The sequence below is a fragment of the Serratia sp. CY33802 genome (assembly GCF_052169095.1).
Lineage (GTDB): Bacteria > Pseudomonadota > Gammaproteobacteria > Enterobacterales > Enterobacteriaceae > Serratia > Serratia bockelmannii.
This window is the reverse complement of sequence record NZ_JBJNLL010000001.1, coordinates 496,249-514,698: the sequence shown is the minus strand read 5'-3', so window position 1 is coordinate 514,698 and position 18,450 is coordinate 496,249. Positions and strand designations below refer to the sequence as shown.

Annotated in this window: 18 protein-coding genes; 16 read left to right on the top strand and 2 right to left on the bottom strand. The window is 62.3% G+C overall.

From position 1 onward, the window contains the following. The first annotated feature begins 518 nt into the window (after positions 1–518). Positions 519–1,439, top strand: a complete 921-nt coding sequence (locus tag ACJ8HA_RS02485) for a Kdo(2)-lipid IV(A) acyltransferase (protein WP_060447860.1) — start codon at positions 519–521, stop codon at positions 1,437–1,439. A 176-nt stretch (positions 1,440–1,615) separates the two neighbouring features. Beyond that, on the top strand, positions 1,616–2,035 hold the full coding sequence (gene yjdN / locus ACJ8HA_RS02480; protein ID WP_025303359.1) for a VOC family metalloprotein YjdN: 420 nt from the start codon (positions 1,616–1,618) through the stop codon (positions 2,033–2,035). Positions 2,036–2,050: 15 nt separating this feature from the next. On the opposite strand, the gene ACJ8HA_RS02475 is transcribed toward yjdN, so the two are convergent. Further along, positions 2,051–2,245 (bottom strand): hypothetical protein, encoded by a 195-nt coding sequence (locus ACJ8HA_RS02475; protein WP_043140533.1) that lies wholly within the window; start codon positions 2,243–2,245, stop codon positions 2,051–2,053. A gap of 160 nt (positions 2,246–2,405) precedes the next feature. On the opposite strand from ACJ8HA_RS02475, the gene ACJ8HA_RS02470 reads away from it, so the two are divergent. Further along, positions 2,406–3,959 carry a sensor domain-containing diguanylate cyclase gene (locus ACJ8HA_RS02470; protein ID WP_025303360.1) on the top strand — a complete coding sequence of 518 codons (1,554 nt, stop codon included), beginning with the start codon at positions 2,406–2,408 and terminating at the stop codon, positions 3,957–3,959. 479 nt (positions 3,960–4,438) lie between these two features. Then, positions 4,439–5,332, top strand: coding sequence for a Kdo hydroxylase family protein (locus tag ACJ8HA_RS02465; protein ID WP_169540981.1), 894 nt, complete (start codon positions 4,439–4,441; stop codon positions 5,330–5,332). Between the two features lie 43 nt (positions 5,333–5,375). On the opposite strand, the gene paaZ is transcribed toward ACJ8HA_RS02465, so the two are convergent. Next, entirely contained in the window at positions 5,376–7,442 is a 2,067-nt protein-coding gene (gene paaZ, locus ACJ8HA_RS02460) for a phenylacetic acid degradation bifunctional protein PaaZ (protein ID WP_442515185.1), read from the bottom strand. Positions 7,443–7,759: 317 nt separating this feature from the next. On the opposite strand from paaZ, the gene paaA reads away from it, so the two are divergent. From paaA to paaX, 12 genes are all read left to right on the top strand, one after another. Continuing rightward, positions 7,760–8,698: a 1,2-phenylacetyl-CoA epoxidase subunit PaaA gene (gene paaA, locus ACJ8HA_RS02455; protein WP_033647856.1), complete on the top strand. Its 939-nt coding sequence runs from the start codon at positions 7,760–7,762 to the stop codon at positions 8,696–8,698. A 21-nt stretch (positions 8,699–8,719) separates the two neighbouring features. Beyond that, positions 8,720–9,007, top strand: coding sequence for a 1,2-phenylacetyl-CoA epoxidase subunit PaaB (gene paaB, locus ACJ8HA_RS02450; protein ID WP_004935173.1), 288 nt, complete (start codon positions 8,720–8,722; stop codon positions 9,005–9,007). 8 nt (positions 9,008–9,015) lie between these two features. Beyond that, positions 9,016–9,774 carry a 1,2-phenylacetyl-CoA epoxidase subunit PaaC gene (paaC, locus tag ACJ8HA_RS02445; RefSeq protein WP_043140519.1) on the top strand — a complete coding sequence of 253 codons (759 nt, stop codon included), beginning with the start codon at positions 9,016–9,018 and terminating at the stop codon, positions 9,772–9,774. A 9-nt stretch (positions 9,775–9,783) separates the two neighbouring features. After that, positions 9,784–10,281: a 1,2-phenylacetyl-CoA epoxidase subunit PaaD gene (paaD, locus tag ACJ8HA_RS02440; RefSeq protein ID WP_442515184.1), complete on the top strand. Its 498-nt coding sequence runs from the start codon at positions 9,784–9,786 to the stop codon at positions 10,279–10,281. 13 nt (positions 10,282–10,294) lie between these two features. Beyond that, positions 10,295–11,353 carry a 1,2-phenylacetyl-CoA epoxidase subunit PaaE gene (paaE, locus tag ACJ8HA_RS02435; RefSeq protein WP_025303366.1) on the top strand — a complete coding sequence of 353 codons (1,059 nt, stop codon included), beginning with the start codon at positions 10,295–10,297 and terminating at the stop codon, positions 11,351–11,353. Between the two features lie 8 nt (positions 11,354–11,361). Then, positions 11,362–12,135: a 2,3-dehydroadipyl-CoA hydratase PaaF gene (gene paaF / locus ACJ8HA_RS02430; protein WP_442515183.1), complete on the top strand. Its 774-nt coding sequence runs from the start codon at positions 11,362–11,364 to the stop codon at positions 12,133–12,135. A gap of 3 nt (positions 12,136–12,138) precedes the next feature. Then, positions 12,139–12,930 carry a 2-(1,2-epoxy-1,2-dihydrophenyl)acetyl-CoA isomerase PaaG gene (gene paaG, locus ACJ8HA_RS02425; RefSeq protein ID WP_025303368.1) on the top strand — a complete coding sequence of 264 codons (792 nt, stop codon included), beginning with the start codon at positions 12,139–12,141 and terminating at the stop codon, positions 12,928–12,930. A 2-nt stretch (positions 12,931–12,932) separates the two neighbouring features. After that, positions 12,933–14,465, top strand: a complete 1,533-nt coding sequence (locus tag ACJ8HA_RS02420) for a 3-hydroxyacyl-CoA dehydrogenase (protein ID WP_442515182.1) — start codon at positions 12,933–12,935, stop codon at positions 14,463–14,465. Continuing rightward, positions 14,462–14,887 (top strand): hydroxyphenylacetyl-CoA thioesterase PaaI, encoded by a 426-nt coding sequence (gene paaI, locus ACJ8HA_RS02415; RefSeq protein ID WP_442515181.1) that lies wholly within the window; start codon positions 14,462–14,464, stop codon positions 14,885–14,887. Before ACJ8HA_RS02420 ends, paaI begins: the two co-directional genes overlap by 4 nt. A 10-nt stretch (positions 14,888–14,897) precedes the next feature. After that, the gene (pcaF, locus tag ACJ8HA_RS02410) at positions 14,898–16,103 is read left to right on the top strand and encodes a 3-oxoadipyl-CoA thiolase (RefSeq protein ID WP_025303370.1); all 1,206 of its coding nucleotides are present in this window, start codon (positions 14,898–14,900) and stop codon (positions 16,101–16,103) included. A gap of 15 nt (positions 16,104–16,118) precedes the next feature. Beyond that, positions 16,119–17,426, top strand: coding sequence for a phenylacetate--CoA ligase PaaK (paaK, locus tag ACJ8HA_RS02405; protein ID WP_016927188.1), 1,308 nt, complete (start codon positions 16,119–16,121; stop codon positions 17,424–17,426). A gap of 78 nt (positions 17,427–17,504) precedes the next feature. Beyond that, on the top strand, positions 17,505–18,443 hold the full coding sequence (gene paaX / locus ACJ8HA_RS02400) for a phenylacetic acid degradation operon negative regulatory protein PaaX (RefSeq protein ID WP_025303371.1): 939 nt from the start codon (positions 17,505–17,507) through the stop codon (positions 18,441–18,443). Positions 18,444–18,450: the final 7 nt, after the last annotated feature.

The following is an 18,450-nucleotide window of genomic DNA, read 5'->3' as shown; positions in this document are numbered from 1 at the left end:
GAGGCGTACGCCGACAAACGCACAACTTCACACTATGACTATAGTAAAAAATCAGCGGTTTACCCATTTCCGTCCGTCTGAATTTCACCGTACAAAAAACGATCTAACTTCATCCTACCGTCATCTCGAGAGGCTAAACTTTAAACAAATCCTCATGGAGGAAACATCCATGTTCAATGCCCCCTTTGTCCTGATTCTCGCGCTACTGTACGCACTGGCCGCCGTTTGGGACGGTTCCATCGCGTTACTGTTTCATTAAGGTTACATAGCAGTTGTCACTTTTGCGATGCGCTTAATTGTGTCTTTATTTTTCAATTGCACCAGCCGGTTGAAATAGCGGAAAATATCTTCCCTTCCCTCGGTAAAAATCCTATCTCACTCCATTTTTCGCCTGCGCTTAAATAAAGTGAAAAAAAAGCATTAATGGAAAATCCTATTTAGCACGAAATGTTCTACTATTCGCCTTATAAAAATTTGGGTTAAGGTCCCATTGGGAAAGAAAAGGAATCATAGAAAAAATGCTTTCTAACCAACGCTTTGAGCGCAAATTCTTGCGCCCTCGTTATTGGTTGCTGTGGATAGGGCTGGGAATACTCTATCTCTTGGTGTTACTGCCCTACCCGCTCATTTATCGACTCGGACACGGCCTTGGCAGAATCGCCATGCGCCTGATGAAACGCCGGGTAAAAATAGCACGCCGCAATGTAGAACTCTGCTTCCCTGAGATGCTCGCCGCCGAGCGCGAGGCGCTGATTGTCAAAAATTTTGAGTCCGTCGGCATGGGCCTGTTCGAAGTCGGCATGGCCTGGTTCTGGCCTGACTGGCGCATCGCCCGTTGGTTTAAGGTGAGCGGCATGGAAAACATGCAGTTGGCGCGTCAGGACGGGAAAGGCGTGCTGCTGATCGGCCTGCATTTCCTCACTCTGGAGCTGGGTGCGCGCATCTTCGGCATGCAAAACCCCGGCATCGGCGTGCATCGCCCGCACAATAACAAACTGATGGAATGGGTGCAGACCCGCGGCCGGCTACGCTCGAATAAATTCATGATCGATCGTAAAGATATCAAAGGCATGATCCGCAACCTGAAACAGGGTGAAATCCTGTGGTATGCGCCGGACCACGATTATGGCCCGCAAAGCAGCGTGTTCGTACCGTTCTTCGCCGTGGAAAACGCCGCCACGACGACCGGCACCTATATCCTGGCGCGCATGGGGCGGCCGTCGATCGTGCCATTCGTGCCGCGCCGCCTGCCGCATGCGCAGGGTTATGAGCTGATCGTACAGCCACCGCTGACGGACTTCCCGCTGGACGATGAAACGCGCGCGGCGGCCATGATGAACCGCGTGGTGGAAGAACAGGTGCTGCTGGCACCCGATCAATACATGTGGTTGCACCGCCGCTTTAAAACCCGCCCACCCGGCGAACCTTCGCTGTATTAACCGCCTTCGCGCCTTCGCCCGCCCAGCCGGCGGCGAAGGCGCTCACCTCGCACGAGCATTCTGCGTCAGGGGAACTACACTAATAAGTCACCGACGGCAATTATTGCCGCCAGCAACCATTTCTTCCTGCCCGAGGGCCGGTCGTTGCCTGTCGGGCCACAACCGAGGTCAATGTCATGCTGGTACAACCCTATTTGTTTTTCAGCGGTAACTGTGAGCAAGCGATTAACTTCTATGTACAGCAGTTGAATGCCAAAATTGAAATGGTCATGCGCTTCAAAGACATGCCCGAAGAAGCCCGCCAAGGCGGGCCGCAGGACGCCAATCCTGAAGCGATCATGCATGCGCGTCTGCTGATCGGCGACGGTGTACTGATGGCCTCCGATGGCTGCCCACAAGATGACAGCGGCGGCGCTTCTCACAAAGGCTTCTCGCTGTCGCTGAACCCCAGCGATGCGGAGCAAGGACGCAAACTGTTCGACAATCTGGCGCAGGGCGGCCAGGTGACGATGCCTTACCAAGCCACCTTCTGGGCCAAAGGCTTTGGTATGCTGACCGACAAATTCGGCGTCAACTGGATGATCAACGTCGAATAACCCGTCATGGCGCCGCTAGCTGTAGCGGTGCCAGTCATACGCCACCTTGGCGAACAGCACGAACAGCAGCGCCAACAGCGCCAATCCCAACCGCCAATAGGGCGACCGGCGCCGCCGCCAGGCGAAGAACATCATCACCGCCAGGCCCCCCAGCGTGAGGGGGTAATACACCGCCAGCGTCAGTAAAGCGATAATGATGTAATCCGACATGGCCCTTTTACTCCTTCGCGTTCACGCCGCCGCAAATGCGGGTTGCGATCGCCCTTTCGCCTTATCGCCTCGTTAAGGGCTAGAGGTCTGGCGCGTTTATGCATAAAATATAAGATTGCTCTTAACTCGAACTAAATAGTAATCAAACAACAAGGGTGACATGACTCAGCAGCAACCCATACAGGATGCCGTGCCGCCGCGCAGCGTTAAAAGCTCCCCATTATTATTTCAGGCCGGCGTGTTTGTCATCATCGTTGCCGCCACGCTGATCCTCTTTAACAGCTGGCAAATCTGGAACGCGCACCAGCGCGATCTGCGCAGCGCCGAGCATGAATCCGCCAACCTCGCCCGTTCGCTGGCGCAGCATGCCGACGATACTTTCATGCAGGTGGACGGCAATCTGCTCGATCTGACCGAACGTCTCCAGAACGACGGGCTGGGTCCATCGCAGCTGACGCGGCTGCAGCGCGTCATGCAGACGCAGGTCGGCAACCTGCCGCAGCTGCATGGGCTGTTTCTCTACGATGCGCGCGGCCGCTGGCTGGCGACCTCCTCGGGCAAATTCATCAAGAACGCCAACAACGCCGATCGCGATTACTTCAAATACCATCAAAACCGCGACGGCGGCGGCCTGTACATCGGCAAGGTGATCCGCAGCCGCACCACCGGCGATCTGATCATTCCCGTTTCGCGGCGCTTCAACCACCCGGATGGCAGCTTTGGCGGCGTGGTGCTGGCGACGCTGTACGTCGATTATTTCCGCCAGTTTTACGACAGCTTCGCCCTCAACACTGACGCCTCGCTGAACCTGCTGCTGGCGGACGGCACCATCCTTTACCGCCGCCCCTACTCGGCGGCGTCGATCGGTAAAAACATCGCCAAGGGCGTGCTGTTCAGCGAAATTTTGCCGCATTCGGAATTCGGCAACGCCACCATCACCTCGCTGTACGACAAAGTGGAGCGCATCTACGGCTATTCGCGGGTCAACCGCTTTCCGCTGGTGATCGCCGCCGGGCTATCGAAACGCGACGCGCTGGCGGACTGGCGCACCGACGCCGGGCTGTTCGCCGCCGGTGGCCTCTCGCTGCTGATGATCCTGTTGGCGATGGGCATGGTGCTGCTGCGACAAATCAAGCACAGCATGCAAACCGAAGCCGAGCTGATGCGCACCCGCGATCAGCTGACCAGCATCAACCAGATGCTCGAAGAACTGGCGCTGCTGGACGGCCTGACCGGGCTGGCCAACCGCCGCCAGTTTGATATCGCGCTGAAGAACGAGCTGGCGCGGGCTTCGCGCAACTACCGCAGCGTGGCGCTGCTGATGCTGGATATCGACTATTTCAAACAGTACAACGACAGCTATGGCCACGTCGCCGGGGACCAGTGCCTGCAGCAGATCGGCCAAACGCTCAAAGGGTTGGCGTGCCGCAGCAACGACGTTTTAGCGCGCTACGGCGGCGAAGAGATGGGGATTATCCTGCCGGATACCGACATTCAGGGCGCACTGATTTTCGCCGAACGCGTCATCCAGGCGGTACGCGATCTGAAGATCCCGCATCAGGGCAACCCGCACGGTATCGTCACCATCAGCATCGGCATCTGCGCCAAAGTGCCACATATGTATAACGATACGCCGATCAGCTTTATCAATGAGGCGGACAGCGCGCTGTATCAGGCCAAGAAAAAAGGCAAAAACTGCATTTACGGTGCTTAATCAATAATCGGGTCTCCAAATTTGGCGGCCCGATTTATTCCCGACAAGATGAAATAATTCCACTCCGCAACATTATTTCCCCGGTTTGCCCTGCTATTTGAATGAAATAACGCCAATAAATAAGCAGCATATTTATTTCCATTACAATTCAATAAGATAAAAAATACACCATTCCGCAGACAATTCGTGCCATTTTTGATTATTCGTGCCTACGCGCAGCCCCGTTTAGCCCTCGTTTACTTTTCATTGGTATTGCCGGTGATATCCTTATTGGGAATATTCTCTCTATCAGGAAGCCATCGCACGCTTCGGCGCACTGCGCCCTGCTGATACATCCATAATAGAACCCACAAATTTCACGTTGCAATTGAGCGGCCTGCTGACGCCGCTCCAGCCAGCCACTGCGCAAGCCAGTGCAGCCAATCACGCGGCAACCTGAAAGACGGGAATAAAGCGATATAGATTTGCGAGGAGATCTCATGCCTACTGGCGATATTATGCGTGAACAGGCCGTCCTGACGCTGCCGTTGCGACAATGGGCGGCAGCGGAAGCATCCAGCGCGGTCAGCGAACTGGAACAGGGCAAGGTACTGTTTCTGCCTGAGCTGGCCTTCACCCTGTCTGAACAAGAAATGCCACTGCTGGATCCGACGTTGGTCGATCCGAAGCGCAAAAACATCAGCTATCAGCCGCTGTCCGGCAAGCTGACCGGCGTCGCCGTCGTGGAACGCCGGCAGCAGGTTCAGCAACTGCTGGAACGTTATTACCAGTCGTGCCGCCAGCTGATCGCCGGGCTGTTGCCCGAGTATCAGGAGGCGCTGCACCATCCGACCGGCAGCCTGCGTTTGCATCCGGTTTCGGCCTGGCGCGCAAGCAGCTCCTGGCGCAAAGACGACAGCCGGCTGCACGTCGACGCTTTCCCGTCGCGCCCGAACTACGGCGAACGCATTCTGCGCATTTTCACCAACATCAACCCGCACGGCGAGCACCGCCAATGGCGTGTCGGTGAACCGTTCCCTGAGCTGGCGGCACGCTTTATGCCGCGCCTCGCACGCTACTCCGCCCTCAGCAGCTGGCTGCAGCATCAGGTGCGCATCACCAAGACCCGCCGCAGCCATTATGACCACCTGATGCTGCAGTTGCACGACGCCATGAAGGCCGACGGCGATTATCAGCAGCAGGGGCCGCAGCTGGCGCTGGCGTTTCCGCCGGGCAGCAGCTGGATTTGTTTCTCGGATCAAACGCCGCACGCCGCGATGGGCGGCCAGTTTATGCTGGAACAGACCTTCCTGTTGCCGGTGAACAAGATGCAGGATCCGCAGCGCTCGCCGCTGAAAGTGCTGGAACAGCTGCGCGGTCAGCCGCTGATCTGAATAGATTGCCGCCGCCGGGGCTGCCGGCGGCGGCAAACGCGTATTACACCTCGAAGTCCCCCTGCTGGCGCGCCACCAGCGTCAGGATGCTGTACAGCGCCACCGGCTGCTGTTCCTGATTCAACACCTGCACATCCCACACCACCACGCCGTGCGGCCGATCCTCGGCGGTTTTTTGCGGCTTGCGGATTTTCTTCTTGCAGGTCAGCCGCACCTGAATGGTGTCGCCGATCTTCACCGGTTCGATAAAGCGCAGATTCTCCATGCCGTAGTTGGCGATCACCGGCCCGACGGCGGCATCGACAAACAGCCCGGCCGCGGCGGACACCACAAAGTAACCGTGCGCCACTCGCTCGCCGAACAGGGAATCGGCGGCGCCGATCTTGTCCATGTGCGCGTAGAAATGATCGCCGCTCAGGCAGGCGAAGTTGACGATATCCGCTTCGGTCACGGTGCGGCGCGCGGTCAACAGGCTGTCGCCCAACTGCAGCTGCTCGAAGTATTTACGGAACGGATGTACCGGATGCTCGGCGACCGGCGCGCCGCGCACCCATTCACCGCCGATGGCCGCCAGCATCGCCGGGCTGCCCTGGATCGCCGTGCGCTGCATATAGTGCTTCACCGCACGCAGTCCGCCCAGCTCTTCCCCGCCACCGGCGCGCCCCGGGCCGCCGTGTACCAGCATCGGCAGTGGCGAACCGTGGCCGGTGGACTCCGCCGCCGCCTGTTCATCCAAAATCAGCATTCGGCCGTGGGCGCAGGCCGCCGCGCGAATGAAGCGCTTGGCCAACGCCGGATCGGCGGTCACCAGCGATCCCGCCAGGCTGCCCTGCCCCAGCAACGCCAATGCGATCGCCTGCTCGGTATCCGCATACGGCATCAGCGTTGCCACCGGCCCAAAGGCCTCGGTGCCGTGCACCGCCTGATGGGTGAACGGATCGGCGCAATACAGCAGGGTCGGTGGATAAAACGCCCCACCGCGCGCGCCGTCGCCCAGGATCTCCAGCTTATCCAGCGCCGCGCCACAGAGCGGTTCGCAACCATTGCGCAGCAGGAACTCTACCTTGCTTTGCACATCCTCACGCTGCTCGTGGCTGACCAACGCCCCCATGCGCACCGGCTCCAGCTGCGGGTCGCCCACCGTCACCCCCGCCAGGCGCTGCAACAAGGCCTGACGCACCGCCGTCACCTGCGCCGCCGGCACGATGATGCGGCGGATCGCAGTACATTTCTGCCCCGCCTTGGCGGTCATTTCACGGCACACTTCTTTGATGAACAGCGCAAACTCCGGCATCTCCGGCGTCACGTCCTCCGCCAGCACGCAGCAGTTGAGCGAATCCGCCTCCATGGTGAAGGCGATCGATTTTTCCAGCAGGCGCGGATGCGCACGCAGCCGCTGCCCGGTCTGCGCCGAGCCGGTGAAAGTCACCGCATCCTGATAATCCAGGTGCGCAAACATGTCGCCGACGCCGCCGCAAACCAACTGCAACGCCCCTTCCGGCACCAGCCCGCTGTCGACGATCAGCCTGACCATCGCCTGCGTCAGCTGCGCGGTGGCGGTGGCCGGCTTGATGATGGCCGGCATGCCCGCCAGCCAGGTCGGCGCCAGTTTTTCCAGCATGCCCCAGCACGGGAAGTTGAAGGCGTTGATGTGCAGCGCCACGCCAGGGCGCGAAGTGAGCACGTGGCGGGCGGCGAACTGCGCCTGTTTCGACAGCGGGATCAACTCGTCTTCCGGCCACAGCGTATCATCCGGCAGATCGCGGCCGGCCATGCCGGCATAGGCGAACAGCGTGGCGATGCCGCCTTCGATATCGACCCACCCGTCGCTGCGCGTCGCACCGGTTTGATAGGAAATCTGATACAGCGCCTCTTTATGCGCCAGCAGGTGTTTCGCCACCGCTTTCAGCATCTGGGCGCGCTGCTGGAATGTCATGTTCGCCAGCGCCGGGCCGCCGTGGCTGCGGGCATAGCTCAGGCTCGCCGCTAACGGCAGGCCGTCGGAGCAGACCTGGTACAGCGCTTCGCCGGTCACGGCGTGACGGATCTCGCGGCCCTCTCCCTGCCCATACACCCAGGCGCCAGATAGATAACTGTGTAACTGCTGCATGTGCCCTCCAAAATTCATAAATTTTCACCCTAAAGCTTAATTACGTATCACATAAATACCAGTCAACGCCAAATCAAATTTTAACAAAAACAGAACAAAACCCGTTTTCAAGCCGCTTACCCTGTCATTAATACGGAATTGATGGTTTTATTTATCAAATTAAATCAACAAAATAACAAAAAACCTTGTGAGTGAACTCGCAAAACCACATGAATCTCGTTTGATCTTTTTGTTATCAATTTGTAGCCTTATGGTTAGTTAAAGTGATTCACATTTTTATATCTAATGTGAAAAACACGAATCACCAAGAGGCAAGCATGACAACTGACGCACAATATCAGCAGCATTTCGACGACAAGATCGCGGCGGATATCGCCATTGAGGCCAAAGACTGGATGCCGGACGCCTACCGTCAGAACCTGATTCGGCAGATCGGCCAACACGCCCACTCGGAAGTCATCGGCATGCTGCCGGAAGCCAACTGGCTGACGCGCGCCCCCACGCTGCGCCGCAAGGCGGTGCTGCTGGCCAAAGTGCAAGATGAGGCCGGCCACGGTCTGTACCTCTACAGCGCCGCCGAGACCCTCGGCTGTTCGCGCCAGGACATCTACCAAAAGATGCTCGACGGCAAGATGAAGTATTCCTCCATCTTCAATTACCCCACGCTCAACTGGGCGGATATCGGCGTGATCGGCTGGCTGGTCGACGGCGCCGCCATCGTCAACCAGGTAGCGCTGTGCCGCGCCTCCTACGGCCCCTATGCGCGGGCGATGGTGAAAATCTGCAAAGAAGAAAGCTTCCACCAGCGCCAGGGCTACGAGGCGGTGATGGCGATGGCCAACGGCAGCGACACGCAGCGTGCCATGTTGCAGGACGCTATCGATCGCTTCTGGTGGCCGGTGCTGATGATGTTCGGCCCGAGCGACGCCGACTCCCCTCATAGCGCCCAGAGCATGGCGTGGAAAATCAAACGCCACAGCAACGATGAGCTGCGGCAGAAATTCGTCGACAACACCGTACCGCAGCTTGAGGCGCTGGGCATGACGGCGCCAGACCCGAGTCTTACCTGGGACGAGGCCGCCGGCCACTATCGCTTCGGCGAGATCGACTGGAGCGAACTGCATGAAGTGATCAAAGGACGCGGCCAATGCAACCACGAACGCCTGCAGGCCAAACGCCGCGCCTGGGAAGACGGCGCCTGGGTGCGCGACGGCGCCATGGCCCACGCCGCGAAAAACGCCGCTTCCGCCGCATAGCCAACATAAGGAACCGAGATCATGAGCCACGTTGAATGGCCGCTGTATGAAGTGTTTATCCGCAGCAAACAAGGGTTGGCGCATCGCCACGTCGGCAGCCTGCACGCCGCCGACGACCAAATGGCGCTGGAAAACGCCCGCGACGCCTACACGCGCCGCAACGAAGGCTGTTCGATCTGGGTGGTGCAATCGCGCCATCTGATCGCCTCGCAGCCGGAAGATCGCGGCGCGTTCTTCGATCCGTCCGAAGACAAGATCTACCGTCATCCGACGTTTTACACCATCCCCGACGGCATCAAGAACATGTAGAGGCGACCATGACGGTTAACGATCCGCGCATCAGCTATTTGCTCCGCCAGGGCGACACGCCTCTGATCCTCGCCCAGCGTCTGTGCGCCTGGTGCGGCCACGCGCCCGAACTGGAAATCGATCTGGCGTTGGCCAACATCGGTCTCGATCTGCTCGGCCAGGCGCGCCACTTCCTGGGCTACGCCGCCGAACTGGCCGGGCCGCCCTGCAGCGAAGACAGCCTGGCCTTCGGCCGTGACGAGCGCCAGTTCCATAACCTGCTGCTGGCGGAACAGCCGAACGGCGGTTTCAACGACACGCTGGTGCGCCAATTCCTGCTCGACGCCTACCACGTGCAGCTGCACCAGGCGCTGAGCCGCAGCCGCGATGCGCAGATCGCCGCCATCGCCGCCAAATCGTTGAAGGAGGCCGATTATCACCTGCGCTTCAGCCACGGCTGGATGATCCGCCTCGGTGACGGCAACGACATCAGCCACGGCAAGATCCAACAGTCGCTGGATAACCTGTGGCGCTTTACCGCCGAGCTGTTCCACGCCGACGCGTTGGAACTGGCGTTGGCGGAACAAGGCATCGCCGTCGATCCGCGCACGCTGCAGGCCCCCTGGCTAGCGCAGGTGGAAGAGACGCTGCGGCAGGCGACGCTGGCGCTGCCCGCCGAGCAGGCGTTCCGTCACGGCGGCAAGCAAGGTCAGCACAGCGAACACCTCGGCCCGTTGCTGGCGGAGATGCAGTTCCTGCAGCGCGCCTACCCAAACAGTCAGTGGTAGGAGGCCGCGATGAACGTTACTCGTTTGCAACCCGCCGAAATCCCGCAGATTTGGCACTGCCTACAGCAGATCAGCGATCCCGAGCTGCCGGTGCTGTCGATCACCGATTTGGGCATGGTGCGCGACGTGGTACGCGACGGCATCGGCTGGCGCGTGACCTTCACCCCAACCTATTCCGGCTGCCCGGCCACCGAATTTTTGCTCAACGCCATCGAGCAGCGGCTGGCGGCCGCCGGTTTCAGCCCGGTGCAGGTGGACATTCGCCTCAGCCCGGCCTGGACCACCGACTGGATGAACGCCGACGCCCGCGAGCGGCTGCGGCAATACGGCGTAGCGCCCCCGCAGGGCCACACCTGCGATCGGCCGCATGCCCACGGCCCGGTCGCCTGCCCGCGCTGCGGCAGCACCCACAGCGAGAAGATCAGCGAGTTCGGATCCACCGCCTGTAAAGCGCTGTACCGCTGCTGCGACTGCCGGGAACCGTTCGACTATTTCAAATGCATATAGGAGCGCTGACACCATGACGGTCTTTCATCGCCTGAGCGTCGCCGCCATCGAGCGCGAAACGCCTGACGCCGTAGCCATCACCCTGCGGGTGCCCGAAGAGCTGCAAAACCAATACCGCTATACCCCCGGCCAGCACCTGACGCTCAAGGCGCTAGTCAACGGCGAAGAACTGCGGCGTTGCTACTCCATCTGCAGTTCGCCGCAGGAAGGCCTGCTGCAGATCGGCGTAAAAGCGATTGATCAGGGCCGTTTCTCCGGCTTCGTCAACCGCATGCTGAAAGTCGGCGACGCACTGGAGGTGATGGTGCCGCAGGGGCGCTTCGGCTACCAGCCGCAGGCAGAGCGCCACGGCAACCACCTGGCGATCGCCGCCGGCTCCGGCATCACGCCAATGCTGTCGATCATCAAGGCGACGCTGCTGCTCGAACCGGGCAGCAGCTTCACCCTGATCTACGGCAACCGCAACAGCCGTTCAATGATGTTCAAAGAGGCGCTGTCGGATCTGAAAAACCGCTACCCGCAGCGTTTTCAGCCGCTGTACCTGTTCAGCCAGGAAAGTCTCGACAGCCCGCTGCTCAGCGGCCGCATCGACCGTGAACGCCTGACGGCGATCGGCGGCGCGCTGCTGGATTTCCGCGACTATGACCACGCCTTTATCTGCGGGCCGGAATCGATGATGGACGACGCGCAAACCGTGCTGGAGCAGGCCGGCGTACCGGCCAATCACATCCACAGCGAACGCTTCAACACCAGCGGCCTGGTCACCCGCCCGCGCCACAGCGGCGATCGCAACGCTACCCGGGTGGCGATCCTGCTCGACGGCCGCCGGTTGGATATCGAGATCGGCGAACAGGACGACAGCATTCTCGATGCCGCGCTGCGCCAGGGCGCCGATCTGCCCTACGCCTGCAAAGGCGGCGTGTGCGCCACCTGCAAATGCCGTCTGAAGGCCGGCCAGGTGGAGATGGGCGTCAACTACAGCCTGGAGCCGGATCAGCTGGCGGCGGGCTACGTATTGAGCTGCCAGTCGTGGCCGAAAGGCGACGGCGTGGTGTTGGACTTCGACGTCTAGGAGCCGCGATGGATACCCCCTTTATTTTGCATCAGCAGCAACACCGCGTGGTCACGCTGACGCTGCACCGCCCGGAGGCGCGCAACGCCCTGAGCACGCCGTGCCTGGAACAGCTGGTTGCCCGTCTGGAGCAGGCAGATGCCGACAGCGGCGTGGGCGCCGTGGTGATCGCCGGCGCGGCGCGCTTTTTCGCCGCCGGCGCCGATCTGCGCGAACTGCAACAGCAGGATCTGCCGGCCGCGCTGGCGGATCGCCGTCCGCAGCTGTGGCAGCGGCTGGCGCAGTTCAGCAAGCCGCTGCTGGCGGCGGTGAACGGCTATGCCCTGGGCGCCGGCTGCGAGTTGGCGCTGGCCTGCGACATCGTTATCGGCGGCGAAAGCGCCCGCTTCGGCCTGCCGGAGATCACCCTCGGCCTGATGCCGGGGGCCGGAGGCACCCAGCGCCTGATCCGCTGCGTCGGCAAGGCGCGCGCCAGCCAGATGGTGCTGACCGGCGAAGCCATCGACGCCCGCACCGCGCTGCAGGCTGGCCTTATCAGCGAAGTGTGCGTCGATGCCCTGACGCTGGAGCGCACGCAGCAGATTGCCGATCGCATCAGCCGTCAGGCGCCGCTGGCGCTGCGCGCCGCCAAGCAGGCGCTGAAACAGGCCGAGGAAACCGGCCTTAGCCAGGGGCTAGCGATGGAGCGTCAGCAGTTCGTCACCCTGGCCGCCACCGACGATCGCCGCGAAGGCATCGCCGCCTTTTTCGAAAAACGTATGCCAAACTATCAGGGGCGCTGATTTATGGATAACGCATTGATTCTCAGCCATCTCGACGCCGGCGTGTTGACGCTGACCCTCAACCGGCCGGATCGGCTCAACAGCTTTAACGACGAGATGCATCGCCAGCTGAGCGAAGCGCTGACGCAAGCCGAGCGCGACGACAGCGTGCGCTGCCTGCTGATCGCCGGTGCCGGGCGCGGTTTCTGCGCCGGGCAGGATCTCAACGATCGCAACGTCAGCGCCGATCAACAGGCGCCGGATCTCGGCCTGTCGGTCGAACGTTTCTACAACCCCCTGATCCGCCGCCTGACCGCCCTGCCGAAACCGGTGGTATGCGCAGTCAACGGCGTGGCGGCCGGCGCCGGCGCCGCGCTGGCCCTGGCGTGCGATATCGTCATCGCCGCCGACAACGCCGGCTTTATTCAGTCGTTCTGCCGTTTGGGGCTGGTGCCGGATTCCGGCGGCAGCTGGTTCCTGCCACGGCTGGCCGGCCACGCCCGCGCGATGGGCATGGCCTTGCTGGGTGACAAAATCAGCGCCCAACAGGCGCTGGAGTGGGGCATGATCTGGCAGGTGGTGCCGGCGGATGAATTGGCCGACCGCACGCAAACGCTGGCGCGCCATCTGGCCACCCAGCCGACCTACGGTTTGGGGCTAATCAAGAAAGCCCTCTACAGCTCGGCCACCAACAGCCTCGATCAACAGCTCGATCTGGAGCGCGATCTGCAGCGATTGGGCGGCCGCAGCGACGACTATCGCGAAGGCGTCAGCGCGTTCTTCGCCAAACGCACGCCAAATTTCAGCGGGAAATAGCCATGAACGCGCCCCTTCTTAACGGCCAGGTGGCGGTGATCGGCGCCGGCACCATGGGCATCGGCATCGCCCAGGTGGCCGCTGCCGCCGGCCATCCGGTGCGGCTGTTCGACATCGCGCCCGCCGCCGCCCAGCACGCGATCGACGATCTCGCTCGCCGCCTACGGCAGCGGGTCGACGGCGGCAAGGCCGACGCCACAACCACCGAAGCGCTGCTGGCGCGCCTCGAACGCGCCGACTCGCTCGAGCAACTGGCCGACTGCGCACTGGTGATTGAAGCGGTGGCGGAAAATCTGGCGATCAAGCAGAGCCTGTTCCGCGATCTGGAAGCGGTCTGCTCGCCCACGGCGCTGTTCGCCAGCAATACCTCCTCGCTGTCAATCACCGCTATCGCTGGGGCACTGCAGCGCCCGGCGCGCATGGCCGGGCTGCACTTCTTCAACCCGGCGCCGCTGATGAAGTTGGTGGAGATCGTCAGCGGTCTGGAGACCGGCGCCGAGACCCTCGCCGCGCTGCAGGCCCTGGCGCAGCGCTGGGGTAAGCAGAGCGTTGTATGCCGCTCGACGCCGGGATTTATCGTCAACCGCGTAGCGCGGCCATTCTACGCCGAAACCCTACGCGCGCTGGAGGAACGGGTGGCCGACGCCGCCACCCTGGATGCAGTCATGCGCGACGCCGGCGGCTTCGCCATGGGCCCGCTGCAGTTGACCGATCTGATCGGCCAGGACGTCAATTACGCCGTGACCGACTCGGTGTATCAGGCCTTCTACCAGGATCCGCGCTTCACCCCCTCACTGGTGCAGCAGGAGCTGGTGGCCGCCGGACATCTCGGCCGCAAATCCGGCCGCGGCTTCTACCGCTACGACGCGCAACGCCCCGCCGCAGAGATGATCGCCTTTGCGCCGCCGGCGCAGTCCGCGCCGCCGCAACGCGTCACGCTGCACGGCGACTGGTCTTCGCTGGCCGATTTGGCGGAACTGTTGATCGAAAATGCGGGGGGGATCAAACAACCTGGCCAGACCAGCCCGTACCTCACGATCGACGACGTTACAATGATGTTAACCAATGGTAAAACCGCCGGCCAACTGGCCGACGAACGTGGAACGCCCGTGGTGCTGTTCGATCTCTGTGCCGACTATGCGCATGCCTCCGCCATCGCCATCAGCTGCGCGGCGCAAAACGGCGCGCAACACAATGCCAACGCGATTCGCCTGCTGCAGTCCCTCGGCAAGCAGGTCATTCAACTGCCGGATTATCCCGGCCTGCTGACGATGCGCACTCTGGCCATGCTGGCCAACGAAGCGCTCGACGTGGTGAACAAAGGCGTCGCCGGCGCCGAAGATACCGATCTGGCGATGCTGCGCGGCGTCAACTATCCGCGCGGCCCGCTGGCCTGGGGCGCCGCACTCGGCTGGCGCCACATTCTGACGACGCTGGAAAACCTGCAACGCTATTACGGCGAAGCGCGCTATCGCCCGATGCCGCTGCTGCGCCGCTACGCTTCCCCCGCCTCTTTCTCAGGAGCCGAACGATGAACGCCAATACGCCGCGCGCGCTGGCTCAGCGCTGCGCCGAACAGATGTTCCAGCAAGATACCTGCGCTCAGGCGATGGGGATGCATATCGACGCCGTCGATGCAGGGTACGCACAGGTCAGCATGACCGTCGGCCCGCAGATGCTCAATGGCCACCAGACCTGCCACGGCGGCCAGCTGTTCAGCCTGGCGGATACCGCCTTCGCCTACGCCTGCAACAGCCAGGGATTGGCGGCGGTGGCCTCCGGCTGCAGCATCGATTTCGTCCGCCCGGCACTGGCCGGCGATCGCCTCACCGCCAGCGCGGCGGTGCGCCACCAGGGCAAAGCCACCGGGCTGTACGACGTCGAGATCGTTAACCAACTGGGCAAAACCGTCGCCTGGTTCCGCGGCCGCGCGCACCGCCTCGGCCACAGTATTTAGGAGATCAGGCATGAATCAGGCATTTATCTGCGACGGCGTGCGCACCCCGATCGGCCGCTATGGCGGCGCGCTGGCCCAGGTGCGCGCTGACGATCTCGCCGCCCTGCCGCTGCGCGTGCTGCTGGAACGCCATCCGCAGGTGGATTGGGCGCAGCTGGACGACGTGATCCTCGGCTGCGCCAACCAGGCCGGGGAAGACAACCGCAACCTGGCACGCATGGCGCTGCTGCTGGCCGGAGTGCCGATCGGCGTTTCCGGCACCACGGTGAACCGCCTGTGCGGTTCGGGCCTGGATGCGCTGGCGATGGCGGCGCGCAGCATCAAGGCCGGCGACGCCGGGTTGCTGCTGGCGGGCGGCGCGGAATCGATGACCCGTGCGCCGCTGGTGATGGGCAAGGCCGACAGCGCCTTCAGCCGCCAGGCGCAGCTGTACGACACTACCCTCGGCTGGCGCTTCGTCAACCCGCGGATGCAGGCCGAGTTCGGCACCGATTCGATGCCGGAGACCGCCGAAAACGTCGCGGCGCAGTTCAACATCAGCCGCGCCGATCAGGACGCCTTTGCGCTGCGCAGCCAGCAGCGCGCCGCCCGGGCGCAGGCGCTGGGTCACCTGGCGCAGGAGATAGCGCCGGTCAGCCTCACCGGTAAAAAAGGCGCGGTCACCCTGTTCAGCCAGGATGAACACCCGCGCGCCGACACCACCTTCGAGCAGTTGCAGGCGCTGAAAACCCCGTTCCGTCAGCCCGGCAGCGTCACCGCCGGCAACGCCTCGGGCCTGAACGACGGCGCGGCGGCGCTGATCGTCGCCTCTGAAGCGATGGCGGCGCGCCAGGGGCTGACGCCGCGGGCGCGCATCGTCGCCACCGCCACCTGCGGCGTAGAGCCGCGGCTGATGGGCATCGGCCCGCTGCCGGCCACCCGCAAGGTGCTGGAGATCGCCGGGCTGAGCCTGGCGCAGATGGACGTCATCGAATTGAACGAAGCGTTCGCCGCCCAGGCGTTGGCGGTGATGCGCCAGCTTGGCCTGCCGGACGATGCCCCGCAGGTTAACCCCAACGGCGGCGCGATCGCTCTGGGGCATCCGTTGGGCATGAGCGGCGCGCGCCTGGCGCTAGCCGCCCTGTTTGAACTGGAACGGCGAGCCGGCCGCTACGCCCTGTGCACCATGTGCATCGGCGTAGGCCAAGGCATCGCCATGATCATTGAGCGTGTCTGACCCCTGAGGCTAACCATGACAATAAATCCACAGCCCCTTGAAACGATCGAATTCGCCTCGCGCGATGAGATTGAAGCGTTGCAGTTGGCGCGTCTGAAGTGGACGCTGCACCACGCCTACGACAATGTGCCGATGTACAAACGCAAATTCGATCAGGCCGGCGTACACCCCGACGATCTCAAACAGCTGAGCGATCTGGCGCGCTTCCCCTACACTACCAAGCAGGATCTGCGCGACAACTACCCGTTCGACACCTTCGCAGTGCCGATGGAACAGGTGGTGCGCATCCACGCCTCCTCGGGCACCACCGGCCGCCCGACGGTGGTCGGTTACACCCAGCGCGACATCGATAATTGGGCCGATATCGTCGCCCGCTGCCTGCGCGCCGGCGGCGCCACCGCCAAAGACAAGGTGCACGTCGCCTACGGCTACGGCCTGTTCACCGGCGGCCTCGGCGCGCACTACGGCGCAGAGCGGCTCGGCGCGACGGTGATCCCGATGTCCGGCGGCCAGACGGAGCGCCAGGCGCAGCTGATCCTCGACTTCAAGCCCGACATCATCATGGTGACGCCGTCCTATTGCCTGACGCTGATCGACGAACTGGAGCGCAAAATGGGCGGCGATGCGCGCGGCTGCTCGCTGCGGCTCGGCGTGTTCGGCGCCGAACCCTGGACCGAAGCCCTGCGCCACGAGATCGAAACCCGCATGGGCATCAAGGCGCTGGATATTTACGGCCTGTCGGAAGTGATGGGGCCGGGCGTAGCGATGGAGTGTCTGGAGAGCGGCGGTGGCCCGACCATTTGGGAAGACCACTTCCTGCCGGAGATCATTTGCCCGGAAACCGGCATTGCCCTGCCGGACGGCGAGCACGGCGAACTGGTGTTCACCACCCTGACTAAAGAGGCGCTGCCGGTGATCCGCTACCGCACCCGCGATCTCACCCGGTTGCTGCCGGGCGACGCGCGCCAGATGCGCCGCATGGGCAAGATCACCGGCCGTTCCGACGACATGCTGATCATCCGCGGTGTCAACGTCTTTCCGTCGCAGGTGGAAGAGCAGATCATGCAGTTCGAGCAGTTGTCGCCGCACTACCAGCTGCAGGTCAGCCGCAGCGGGCATCTGGACACGCTGGCGGTGCGCGTTGAGCTCAAGGAGTCGGCGCTCAGCCTCAGCCACCAGCAGCGTTGCGACATCTGCCACCAGCTGCGCCACCACATCAAATCGATCGTGGGCGTCAGCACCGACGTCAGCATCGCCAACTGCGGCGATATCCCGCGCTCAGAAGGCAAGGCGCAGCGCGTGGTCGATTTGCGGCCGCGCTGAAGCGCACGGCGTCACGGATGACGCCGCCTTAAATTATGGTAATGTTATGGCTCATCGAAGGCTAACCCATGGAAAAATATGGAACATAAACTGGATGAGTTCATTCGCCATGCCGTCGACGCGCAGCCGATCAGCGGTACCTCGCTGATCATTTCGCTGTACGGCGACGCGCTCAGCCACCGCGGCGGCGAAGTGTGGCTCGGCAGCCTGAGCGCGCTGCTGGAGGCCTTCGGTTTCGGCGATCGCTTCGTGCGCACCTCGGTGTTTCGCCTGCAGAAAGAGGGTTGGCTGGCGGTGGAGAAAATAGGCCGCCGCAGCTTCTACCGCGTGACCGAGCAGGGAATGCGCCAGTTCCGCCACGCCGAGTCGAAAATCTATCTGCGCGAGCAGCCTGCCTGGGACGGCAAGTGGGAGCTGTTGCTGCTGGAATGCGCCGAAAAAAACGCGCGCGCGCGGCTGAAAAAAGAGCTGGGCTGGCTCGGGTTCGGGCAGATCGCCAACAATCTGATGGCCGCCCCCACCCATGCGCAAACCGACGTGACGGCGCTGCTCGGCGAATTGAACGCCAGTGAGCAGGTGATCTACTTTCGCGCCGATTACCCCTACAATCGCTCCGAGCAAACCCTGCAAAAATTGGTGGCCGACTGCTGGTCGCTCAGCGATGTGGCGGCTGGCTATCACGAGTTTATCGTCTCCTTCCGGCCGCTGATGGCGCTGCTGCGCGAAGTCGACCCGGCGGCGCTGACGCCGCTGCGCGGTTTCCAGATTAAGCTATTATTGATTCACTTCTTCCGTCGCGTGGTGTTGAAAGATCCGCTGCTGCCGGACGCGCTGCTGCCCGCGCAGTGGGAGGGCCAAATCGCCCGTAATCTGTGCATCAATCTCTATCAGCAGGTCGATCGCGCCGCGACGGAGTACGTCAGTGCGCTGGCGGAGACCACCATCGGCGCCCTGCCCGCGCCGGCCGCCGGTTACTATCGGCGCTTCGGCGGCCTGCCGCGCGACCCTACATATTAAGGAACTC